This is a genomic window from Streptomyces sp. NPDC032721 (genome assembly GCF_055579625.1).
Genome location: NZ_JBVIMX010000028.1, coordinates 15,121 through 27,777 on the forward strand (window position 1 = coordinate 15,121; position 12,657 = coordinate 27,777).

Annotated in this window: 1 protein-coding gene; it reads left to right on the forward strand. The window is 75.0% G+C overall.

Annotated features, from left to right (window positions below; translation table 11 throughout):
- Positions 1–8 precede the first annotated feature (8 nt).
- Complete coding sequence (locus ACZ5PB_RS38820; RefSeq protein ID WP_468697928.1) at positions 9–12,656, forward strand: amino acid adenylation domain-containing protein; 12,648 nt, start codon at positions 9–11, stop codon at positions 12,654–12,656.
- Position 12,657 lies beyond the last annotated feature (1 nt).

Below are 12,657 nucleotides of genomic sequence, written 5' to 3' on the forward strand. Positions count from 1 at the left end.
ACAGCATCATGTCGATCCAGTTGGTGGGGCGGGCGCGTGCGGCGGGGCTGCGGTTCACGCCGCGGCACGTCTTCGAGCACCGTACGGTCGCCAGGCTCGCCACCGTCCTCGCCGAGGACGCCGTACCCGCGCCCACCGTCGGACAGGGCCCCGCACGCGCCCCGTTCCTGCCGCTGATGCGCAGGCTGCTGGCGCGCGGCGGGCGCGTCGCCCAGTACCACCAGTCGCTCACCCTGACGCTGCCCCCGACCACCGAGGACCACCTCGCGACCGCCCTGGGCTCCGTACTGGAGCAGCACGAGGCGCTGCGGATGCGGACGCTGGGCGCCGACGAGTTCGAGATCCGGCCCGTCGGACCCGAGGGCCCCACCGCCCTCGCCCGCACCCACCTCACCCGTATCGAAGTCCCCGCCGACGTCCCCGAGTCGGACCTCGCCGACCTCGTCGCCGACCGCGCCTCCGCCGTCCGCGACCTGCTCGACCCGGCCGCCGGACGGATGCTGCGCGCCGTCTGGTTCGACCGGGGTACGGAGCTTCCCGGCAGGCTGCTGCTCGTCGTCCACCACCTCGCCGTCGACGGCGTGTCCTGGCGGATCGTCGTACCCGACCTCGTCCAGGCGTGGGAGGCCGCCGTCGCGGGCCGCGAGAGCGGGCTGCCCCCGGTGGGCACCTCCCTCGCCCGCTGGGCCCAGGACTTCGGCGCGCTGCCCACCGAGGACGCGGAGCTGTGGCGCGAACTGCTCGCCGAGGGCGACCCGTTGCTCGGCGACCGGCCGCTCGACCCCGCCCTTGACCTGCGCGGCGACGCCGGACGGCTGACCCTGCGACTGCCCGCCGACGTCACCGCCGCGGTGCTCTCCGCACTGCCCGCCGCGTTCCGCGCCACCCCCGACGACGTCCTGCTGACCGCGCTGGCCGCCGCCGTACCGCTGTGGCGCGGCGACCAGGAGTCCCTGCTGGTGGACGTGGAGAGCCACGGCCGCCACGAGGAGCTGGTGCCGGGCGCCGAACTCTCCCAGACCGTCGGCTGGTTCACCGTCACGCATCCGGTGCGCCTGGACACCGCCGCCGCAGGACCGCAGGCCGTCCTCGCGGGCAGCGACGCCGCGGGCGACGCCGTACGCGCCGTCAAGGAGAAGCTGCGCGCCGTCCCGCGCGAAGGCGTCGGCTACGGCCTCGCCCGGTACACCGACCCCGCCACCGCACCGCTCTTCGCCGCCCTCCCCGAAGCCCAGATCGGCTTCAACTACCTGGGCCGTACGAACCTGGGCGGCGCGCTCGCCCCCGGCTGGGAACTGGCCGCCGTGGGCGCCGACGACGCCCCCGAAGTACCGCTCTCGCACGTCGTGGAGGTCAACGCGACCGCCCACGAAGGCCCGGACGGACCCGAGCTGGTGGCCACCTGGACCTGGGCCCGCGCCCTGGTCGACGACGCGGGCGCCGCCCGGCTCGCCGAGCTGTGGTTCACCGCGCTGCGCGGCCTCGCCGCCTACGCCCAGCGCCCCGACGCCGGCGGACTCACCCCCTCCGACCTGCTGCTCAAGCTGGAGCAGTCGGAGATCCGCGAGCTGGAGGCGGCCGGAGACGTCGCCGACCTGCTGCCGCTGGCCCCCCTCCAGGAGGGCCTGCTCTTCCACCACCAGTACGGCGACGGCGAGAACGACCCGTACGTCACCCAGTTCCGCATCGAGCTCACCGGCCCGCTGGACCGGGCCCGGCTGCGGGCCGCCGCCACCGAGGTGCAGCGCCGCCACCCGGCCCTGCGCGCCGCGTTCCGCCGCACCTCGCACGGCACCCCCGTTCAGGTCGTCGTCGCCGACCCGCCGCTGGACCTCACCGAGCGCGAACTGGCCGACACGGCGGCCGTCGACGCGCTCTGCGAGGCCGACCGGGAGCGCCGCTTCGACATCACCCGCGCCCCGCTGATCCGCTGGACGCTCGGCTCCGTCGGCGACCGGCACACCCTCCTCGTCACCTCGCACCACAGCATCCGCGACGGCTGGTCGCTGCCCGTCGTACTGCGCGAACTCATGGCGCTCTACCGGGGCGAGACGCTCGCCGACGCCCGGCCGCACCGCGAGTACCTGGCCTGGCTGGCCCGGCAGGACCGCGAGGCGGCAGGCGCCGCCTGGCAGCAGGCACTGTCCGGACTCGACGGCGGCACCCTGCTCGCCCACGGCCCCGCCCCGGCCGGACAGGAACCCGGACGGTACGACCTCGTCGTCGCCGGACTCGACACCGAGGGCGCCGCCCGGCGCGCGGGCGTCACCGTCAACACCCTTCTACAGACCGCCTGGATGCTCCTGCTGGCCCGCCTCACCGGCCGCGACGACGTCGTCACCGGCACCACGGTCAGCGGACGGCCCGCCGACCTGCCCGGCGTGGACTCCATGGTCGGCCTCTTCATCAACACCCTGCCGCTGCGGGCCACCCTGCGCGCCGACGAGCCGGTGGGCGTCCTCGCCCGCCGCATCCAGCTCGAACAGGCCCGCCTCGGCGAGCACCAGCACCTCGGCCTCGCCGACATCCAGCGGTCCGCCGGACACGGCGAACTCTTCGACACCTCCATGGTGTTCGAGAACTACCCCCTCGACATCGAGTCGCTCCGCTCCGTGGCCCGGGGCGCCGGACTGGAGGCCGGCATCCCCGGCCACCACTCCGTCACCCACTACGCCCTCGCCATGGAGGCGAGCCCCACCGCCGACGGACTGCACCTGCGCCTGCACCACCGCCCCGACACCATCCCCGCCGAACGCATCGGCGACATCGGGCGGATGCTGCGCCGCGTACTGCACACCGTGGTCACCCAGCCCGAGCTGCCCGTCGGACGGATCGCCGCCCACGGCGGCGCCACCCGCGCGGCCCTGCTCAAGCTCGGCCGGGGCGCCGAGGCGGGCACCGGGGCGGACGCGGGCACCGGGGCGGGCACCGACACCGGCTCCGACGCCCGCTCGTGGCCCGAACTGTTCCTGGCGCAGGCCCGCCGCACCCCCGAAGCCCCCGCCCTGATCCACGCCACCGGCACCCTCACCTTCGGCGAACTGGCCCGCCGCGCCGGGGCACTCGCCCGGACCCTCGCGGACGCCGGAGTGGACACCGAGCGGCGCGTGGCGATCGTGCTGCCCCGCTCGCCCGAACTCGTGGTGGCCCTGCACGCGGTGGCCCTGGCGGGCGGCGCGTTCGTCCCCGTCGACCCGGCCCACCCCGCCGAGCGCATCGCGAACACGCTCGCCGACTCGGCCCCCGTACTGCTCCTGACCACCAGCGGCACCGAACTGCCCGACACCGGTGTGCGCCGCCTCGACATCGACACCCTGGACCTGGCTCTCGACCCGGCCGACGCGGACCCGGCACCCGACCGCACCCCGCGCCCCGACCAGGCCGCGTACGTCATCTACACCTCGGGCTCCACCGGCCGCCCCAAGGGCGTCGTCGTCACCCACGGCGGCATCCCCGGCCTGGCCCGCGCCCAGCGCGCCGCCTTCGGCATCACCCCGGACAGCCGGGTCCTGCAGTTCGCCTCGCCCAGCTTCGACGCGTACGTCTCCGAGGTCGTCGTCACCCTCCTCGCCGGCGTCCCCCTCGTCCTGGCCTCCCGCGACGAACTCCTGCCCGGCGCCCCGCTGATCCGCACCGTGGCCGCCCACGGCATCACCCACGCCACCCTGCCGCCCGCCGCCCTGCGCGAGATGGCCCCCGAGGACCTGCCGACCCTGCGCGGCCTCACCGTCGCGGGCGAGCAGTGCCCGCCGCAGGTCGCCGAGATCTGGTCGGCGGACCGCCGCATGATCAACGCGTACGGGCCGACCGAGACGACCGTCTGCGCCACCATGAGCACCCCGCTCTCCGGCCCCGGCATCCCGCCGATCGGCGGCGCCCTGCCCGGACAGGCCGTCCGGGTCCTGGACCCGCACCTCCAGCCGGTACCGGTCGGCGTCACCGGCGAGCTGTACGTCGCCGGAGACAGCCTGGCCCGCGGCTACCTGGACCGGCCCGCGCTGACCGCGGAGCGCTTCGTCGCCGACCCGTTCGGCGCCCCCGGCACCCGCCTCTACCGCACCGGCGACCTCGCCGCCTGGCGCACCGACGGCCAGCTCGTCTACGCGGGCCGCGCCGACCGGCAGATCAAACTGCGCGGCTTCCGCATCGAACCCGGCGAGATCGAGGCCGCCGTCGTACGCAACCCGGAGGTCGCCGCGAGCGCCGTCGTCGTCCGCGAGGACCGGCCCGGCGACCGGCGGGTGATCGCCTACGCGGTGCCCGCCCCCGGCGCCACCGTGGTCCCCGACACGCTGCGCGCCCGGCTGCGCGAGACGCTGCCCGAGCACATGGTGCCCGCCGCCGTCGTCGTCATCGACGCACTGCCGGTCACCGTCAACGGCAAGCTGGACGAGTCCGCCCTGCCCGCCCCGCAGCTCGCCGCCCCGACGGGCCGCGAGACGGCCACCCCGGTCGAGGAACTCCTCGCCGGAGTGTTCGCCGAGGTGCTCGGCGTGGAGCGGGTCGGCGTCGACGACTCCTTCTTCGACCTCGGCGGCCACTCCCTGCTCGCGATGCGGCTGGTCGCCAGGGCGCAGGCCGTCCTCGGCGTGGAGCTGGGGGTACGGGAGGTCTTCGAGACGCCCACCGTCCGCGAGCTCGCCAGGACCGCCACCGGCGGACCGCGCGGCCGGGCGGGCGCACCGGGCGAACTGCCCCGCCCCGAGCGGCTCCCGCTGTCGTACGCACAGCAGCGGCAGTGGTTCCTCGACCGCTTCGACGGACCCAACACCGCCTACCACATCCCGCTGGCCCTACGGCTCAAGGGCACCCTCGACGAGCCGGCGCTCGCCGCCGCGCTCCAGGACCTGATCGACCGCCACGAGAGCCTGCGCACCCTGATCGCGGAGGACGAGGAGGGCGCCCACCAGCGGATCGTGCCCGCCCGGCTCACCCTGGAACGCTCGGAGACCACCGAGGCCACCCTGCACGCCGCCCTGGCCGAGGACATCGCCCACCCCTTCGACCTGACGGCTGAAATCCCGGTCCGGGCAAGGCTGTTCACGATCACCGACGCGGACGGGGATGCGGACGGGGACGCCAACGCCTCCGACCAGCCCCGCGAGTACGTCCTGCTCCTCGTCGTCCATCACATCTCCGGCGACGGCGCCTCCGTGCCCGTCCTGGCCCGTGACCTCGTCGCCGCCTATCGCGCCCGGCTCGCGGGCACCGCGCCGCAGGCCCCCGGATCCGTCCCGCAGTACGCCGACTTCGCCCTCTGGCAGCGCGACGGGCTCGGTGACGAGAGCGATCCCGAGTCCGTCCTCGGGCGCCAGCTCGACCACTGGCGGACCACGCTCGCCGGGCTGCCCGACGAGCTGGTCCTGCCCGTCGACCGGCCCCGCCCGGCAGCCGGAGCGCACCGCGCCGGACGCCACCGCTTCGAGCTGTCCGCCGCCCTGCACGGCGAGGTCAACCGCCTCGCCCGCGAACTGCGCGCCACCCCCTTCATGGTCATGCAGGCGGCACTGGCCGCACTGCTCTCCCGGATGGGCGCGGGCACCGACATCCCGATCGGCTCCCCGATCGCGGGCCGCTCCCACGAGGCCCTGTCCGACGTGGTCGGCCTCTTCGCCAACACCCTCGTCCTGCGCACCGACCTGTCCGGCGAGCCCAGCTTCGCCGAACTCGTCGAGCGCGTACGGGAGACGGACCTGGCCGCCTTCACCCACCAGGACGTCCCCTTCGAGCGCCTGGTGGAGGCACTGCGCCCCGAGCGCTCGGCCGGCCGCCACCCGCTGTTCCAGGTGGTCGTCGAGTGGGGCGACGACGAGACCCGCGCCATGGAGTCCCTGGAGGACCTGCCCGGCCTGGCCGTCGAGCCCCTCCACCTGGCCTCCGAGGTCGCCAAGTTCGACCTCGTCCTGCACCTGCGCCCGCAGCTGACGGAAGACGCCGCGCCCGCCGGGATCGCGGTCGGCCTGGAGTACAGCGCCGAGCAGTTCGACGCGCGGACCGCCGAGGAGCTGGGCGAGCGGCTGGTACGGCTCCTCGGCGCGGCACTCGCCGACCCCGCCGCCCCCGTCGCGGACCTCGACGTGCTCGCGCCCGAGGAGCGCCGCCAACTGGCGGGCGACTGGACGTACACGCCCGCCGACCCGGCCGCCCCCGTCGCCGCCGACGACTCGATCGTCCGCCGCTTCGAGGCGGTCGCCGCCGCCCACCCCGACGCCGTCGCCGTCACCGGCGAGGACGAGACGGGCGCACCCGCATCCCTCACGTACCGCGAGCTCAACGCCGCCGCCAACCGCCTCGCCGCCCTGCTGCGCGAACGCGGCGCGGGCCCCGAGGAGTTCGTCGCCCTCGCCCTGCCCAGGGTCACCGACCTCGCCGTCGCCGTGCTCGCCGTCCTCAAGTCCGGCGCCGGATACCTGCCCGTCGACCCGGCCTACCCGGCCGAGCGGGTGGCACTGCTGCTCGGCGACACCCGGCCGGTCGTCACCGTCGCCACCCGCGCCACCGCCGCCGCCCTCGGCGGCGACGACGGCTGGCTCGCCCTCGACGACCCGGCCACCGCCGCCGACCTGGCCCGGCGCCCGGAGCACGACCCGGCACCCGTCGCCGCCGCCGACCACGCCGCGTACGTCATCTACACCTCGGGCTCCACCGGCACCCCCAAGGGCGTCGTGGTCACCCACCGCAACGTGCTGCGGCTCTTCGACGCCACCGACCACTGGTTCGGCTTCGGCGCCGACGACACCTGGACCCTCTTCCACTCGTATGCCTTCGACTTCTCCGTGTGGGAGCTGTGGGGCCCGCTGCTGCACGGCGGACGCCTGGTCGTCGTCCCGCACGCGGTCACCCGCGAACCCGCCGCCTTCCTCGACCTGCTGGTCCGCGAGAAGGTCACCGTCCTCAACCAGACCCCCTCCGCCTTCAACGAACTCATCGCCGCCGACGGCGACGCGGGCGGCGCCCCGCTGAGCCTGCGCTACGTCGTCTTCGGCGGCGAGGCCCTCGACCCGGCCCGGCTGCTGCCCTGGTACGAGCGGCACGCCGACGACGCCCCCGCCCTGGTCAACATGTACGGCATCACCGAGACCACGGTGCACGTCACCTACCGCAGGCTGGCCGCCGACGAGGTGCGCACCGGTGTCGTCGGCGCCATCGGCGCCGGCATCCCCGACCTGGGCGTGCACGTCCTGGACGAGCGGCTGCGGCCGACCCCGGTCGGCGTCGTCGGCGAACTGTACGTCTCCGGCGGGGGAGTGGCCCGGGGCTACGCCCACCGCCCCGGCCTCTCCTCGACCCGCTTCGTCGCCGACCCGTTCGGCGCCCCCGGCACCCGCATGTACCGGGCGGGCGACCTGGCCAGGCGCCGGGCCGACGGCTCCCTGGAGTACCTCGGCCGGGCCGACGCCCAGATCAAGCTGCGCGGCTTCCGCATCGAGCTCGGCGAGATCGAGTCGGCGCTGCTGGCGCTGGACGAGGTGGCCCAGGCCGCCGTCGTCGTACGGGAGGACAACCCCGGCGACCGGCGACTGGTGGCGTACGTGGTCACCGACGGCGACGGCTCCCCGGACCAGGGCGGCGCGCTGCGCGACGCGGTGGCCGACGGGCTGCCGTCCCACATGGTGCCCTCCCACGTGGTCCTCCTCGACCGGCTGCCGCTGACCGTCAACGGCAAGCTGGACCGCAAGGCGCTGCCCGCCCCGCAGGCACCCGCCCGCGCCGAGGGCCGCGCCCCGGCCAGCGAGGCCGAGCGGCTCCTGGTCGACGCCTTCGCCGAGGTGCTCGGCGTGGAGCGGGTCGGGGTCGACGACTCCTTCTTCGACCTCGGCGGCCACTCCCTGCTCGCCATGCGGCTCACCGCCCGCATCCGTACCGTCCTGGGCGTCGAGGTCGGCGTCCGCGAACTCTTCGAGTCACCCTCCCCGGCCGCCCTGGCCCGCCGCGCGGCCCCGGCTGACGACGCGTCCGACGCGGCGTCCACCGGCTCCGCCGTACTCGGCGCGCTGCCGCGCCCCGCGCGGATCCCGCTCTCCCCGGCCCAGCAGCGGCTGTGGCTGCTGGACCGGCTGACCGGGCCCAGCGGTACGTACAACATCCCCATCGCGCTGCGGCTGACCGGCGCCCTCGACGTGGACGCGCTGCGCGAGGCGCTCGGGGACGTGGTGCGCCGGCACGAGAGCCTGCGCACCCTCATCGAGGACCCGACCGGCAACGGCACCGACGCCTGGCTGCGGATACTCGCCGACGCCCCCGTCGACCTGCCCGTACTGCCGACGCACCCCGACGACCTCGCCGCGCGGATCGACGAGGGCGCCGCCGCCGGATTCGACCTGACGGCCGAAGTGCCCCTGCGGGCGCGGCTGTTCAGGGCCGGGCCCGAGGAGCACGTGCTGCTGATCGTGGTCCACCACATCGCGGGCGACGGCACCTCCATGCCGGTGCTCGCCCGCGACCTGGCAGCCGCCTACACGGCCAGGGCCCACGGGACGGCCCCCGGCTGGGCACCGCTGCCGGTCGGCTACGCCGACTACGCCCTGTGGCAGCACGCCAGGCTCGGCGACGGCGCGGAAGGCAGCGAGACCCAGCGCCAACTGGACTTCTGGGAGCGCCAGTTGAGTGGCCTTCCGGACGAGCTGACGCTGCCCGTCGACCGGCCCAGGCCGGCCGTCGGACCGCACCGCGCGGGCCGCCACGTCTTCACCGTCCCGCAGCCGCTGTACGAGCGCGTCGGCGAGGTCGCCCGCGAACTGCGCGCCACCCCCTTCATGGTCGTACAGGCGGCACTGGCCGCACTGCTCTCCCGGATGGGCGCGGGCACCGACATCCCGATCGGCTCCCCGGTGGCCTCCCGGAGCGACGAGGCACTGGCCGACGTGGTCGGCTTCTTCGTCAACACCCTTGTCCTGCGCACCGACCTGTCCGGCGAACCGACCTTCGCCGAACTCGTCGAGCGCGTACGGGAAACCGACCTGGCCGCCTTCGCCCACCAGGACGTCCCCTTCGAGCGGCTGGTGGAGGTCCTGCGCCCCGAGCGCTCCGCCGCCCGCCACCCGCTCTTCCAGGTCGTCCTCAGCCTCGACAGCTCCCTGGGCAGCGCCCTCGCCGAGGTCGCCGACATGCCCGGACTGACCGCGCGGCCCTGCGCCGTCGACCCGAAGGTCGCCAAGTTCGACCTGACCTTCACCCTCACCGACCGGCTCGGCGAGAGCGGCACCCCCGTCGAGTGGAGCGGCGCCGTCGAGTACAGCGCCGACATGTTCGACGCGGACAGCGTCGAGCGGCTCGCCCGCCGCCTGGTCGCCCTCCTCGACGCGCTGACCGCCCGCCCGGCCGCCCGGGTCACCGCCCACGACGTCCTGGTGGACGGCGAGCGCGAGCGGATCCTCGGCAGCTGGCTGGACACCCCCGACCCGATCGCCCCCACGACCGTCACCCGCGCACTGGCCGCACACGTGGCCGCCGACCCGGCCGCCCCCGCCCTCGACTGGGCGGGCACCACCCTGACCCGCGCCGAACTCGACGCCCGCGCCAACCGGTTCGCCCACGCCCTGCTGCGCCGCGGCGTCGGCCCCGAGGACCGGATCGGCGTCCTGATGGAACGCTCCGACGCCCTCGCCGTCACCCTGCTCGGCATCGTCAAGGCGGGCGCCGCCTACGTACCGCTCGCCGCCGCCAACCCCGACGAGCGGCTCAGCTGGCTCCTCGACCAGGTCCAGGCACCGCTGCTGGTCGTCGACGAGCCCTGCCGCGAGCGCGCCGAACTCCTCGACACCAGCGCCGAGTTGATGTCCTCGGCGGCCGGCACCGACGACCTCCCCGACACCGACCCGGGCGTGGAGATCACCCCGGAGCGGCTGGTGTACGTCATGTTCACCTCCGGCTCCAGCGGACTGCCCAAGGGCGTCGCCATCACCCACGGCGACCTCGTACAGCTCGCCGAGGACCGCTGCTGGGACGACGTCACCGACCGGGTGCCGCTGCACTCCCCGCACGCCTGGGACGGCTCCATCCTGGAGTTCTGGGTGCCGCTGCTGCGCGGCGGCCAGGTCGTCGTCGCCCCGCCCGGCGAGCTGGACGTGGCCGACCTGCGGGCCCTCATCGAGGACCACGCACTGACCTCGCTGTTCCTGACGGCCGGTCTCTTCCGGGTGCTCTCCCAGGAGATACCCGAGGTGCTCGCCTCCGTCCGGCAGGTCGCCACCGGCGGCGACGTGGTCTCCGGGGCGGGCGTACGACGCCTGCTGGAGCTCAACCCGCGGCTGCGGATGGTCAACGCCTACGGCCCCACCGAGGTCACCGTGATGGCGCTGTCCCACCGCGTCGACCCGGCCACCCTCGACCCCCACTCCCTCAGCGTCCCGATCGGCCGCTCCCTGGACGGCATGCGGCACTACGTCCTCGACGACGCGCTGCGGCCCGTCCCGCCCGGCGTCACCGGCGAGCTGTACGCGGCCGGAGCCGGACTCGCCCGCTGCTACTGGGGCCGCCCCGACCTCACCTTCGACCGCTTCACCGCCGACCCGTACGGCGCCCCCGGCAGCCGCATGTACCGCACCGGCGACCTGGCCCGCTGGAACTCCCAGGGCCTCGTCGAGTTCGCCGGGCGCGCCGACGAACAGGTCAAGCTGCGCGGCTTCCGCATCGAGCTCGGCGAGATCGAGTCGGCCGTGGCCGCCGCCCCCGGCGTCACCGCCTGCGCGGTGATCGTCCGCGAGGACCGACCCGGCACCAAGCGCCTGGTCGCCTACACCGTCACCGGCCCCGGCTACGACCGCGACGGGCTGAGCGCCCACCTGGGCGCCACCCTGCCCGACTACATGGTCCCGGCCGCGATCGTCGAGCTGACCGAGCTGCCGCTCACCCCGATCGGCAAGCTGGACCGCAAGGCGCTGCCCGTACCCGAGTTCGGCACCGCAGACGGCCGCGCCGCGGAGGGCGCCGAGGAGGAGATCCTCGTCCGCCTCTTCGCCCAGACCCTCGGCCTGCCCGAGGGGTCCGTCGACCCCGACGGCGCCTTCTTCGACCTCGGCGGCGACAGCATCATGGCCATCCAACTGGTCAGCGCCGCCCGCCGGGAGGGCCTGCGGATCACCGGCGCCGACGTCTTCACGCACCGTACGGTCGCCGAACTCGCCCGCGCCGCCGCCGCGGCCGTCGACGCCGAGGACACCGAGCCCGACGAGCCCGTCGGCACCCTGCCCGCCTGGCCGATGCTGCACTGGCTGGCCGAACGCCGCGTCCCGATGGACCGGTTCAACCAGACCACCATCCTGCACGCCCCCGCCGGACTCGACCTGGCCAAGCTGCACGCCGTCGTCGGAGCCCTCCTGGAGCGCCACGACAGCCTGCGCCTCCAGGTGGCCGTCGTCGACCCGGACGACGCCACCACCTGGGGCGTGGAGGTCCACCCCGTCGGCGCCGTACGGGCCGAGGACCTGGTGCGCCGGATGGACACCACCACCCTCACCGAGGCCGAACTCGCCGAAGCCGTACGCGTCCACGGCCGCGCCGCCGTCACCAGGCTCGCCCCCGCCGACGCCGCCATGATCGAGATCGTCTGGTTCGACCGGGGCGCCGAGCCCGGCCTGCTCCTGGTCGCCGCCAACCACCTCGCGATCGACGGGGTGTCCTGGCGGATCCTGCTGCCCGACCTCGTCCTGGCCTGGCAGCAGGTCCAGGCGGGCGAACGGCCCCGCCTCGACACCGGCGGCACCTCACTGCGCCGCTGGTCCGAGCGGGCCGTACAGCGCGCCACCGAACCGCAGACACTGGCCGAGCTCGACCACTGGACCGGCACCCTGCGGCGCGGCCGGCAACCGCTGGGCGCACGCCCCCTCGACCCGTCCACCGACCTCCTGGCCGGTGCCCACAAGCTGCGCCGCACCCTGCCCGCGCAGCCCACCGGACACCTCCTGACCACCGCCCCCGCAGTGGTCGGGGCGGGCGTGGACGACGTCCTGATGGCCGGCCTCGCGATGGCCGCCGCCAAGGTGCGCGGCGACGCCGACGCAGCCGTACTCATCGACGTGGAGAGCCACGGCCGCGACACCACCGGCACCCTGGACCTGTCGCGCACCACCGGCTGGTTCACCGCCCTGTACCCGGTGCTGCTGGACACCGGCGGCGCCGACCTCACCGACGCCTTCGCGTCCGGCGCCGCCGCCGGAACCGTACTCAAGCACGTCAAGGAGCAACTGCGTGCCGTCCCCCGCGAGGGCCTGGGCTACGGGCAGCTGCGCCACCTCAACCCGCAGACCGCCGCCGCCTTCGAGGGCCTCGGGGCCGCCGAGATCGGCTTCAACTACCTCGGCCGGTTCATCCCCGGCGAGAGCGGCGACTGGACGGTCGCCAACGGCCTGCCCCGGCCCGACGGCGAGGACCCGGCGACCCCGCTGGCGCACGCCGTCGAGATCAACGCCTACATCGAGGAGAGCGAGGAGGGACCCCGGCTCGGCGCCACCTGGACCTGGGCCCCCGGAGTGCTGGGAGAGGAGGAAGTAACCGCTCTGGCCGACGGCTGGTTCGAGGCCCTGACCGCCCTCGCCGACTACGCCCAGCGGCCCGACGCCGGCGGCCTGACCCCCCACGACGTGGGGCTTATAGACATCACACAGAGCGAGATCGAAGAGTTCGAGGACGAACTGGCCTCGGACTGGGAGAATTGAA

Bases quoted from the DNA above. Each gene is read 5' to 3' on its own strand.
- ACZ5PB_RS38820 (WP_468697928.1), top strand. From the start codon at position 9: ATGTCGATCCAGTTGGTGGGGCGGGCGCGTGCGGCGGGGCTGCGGTTC.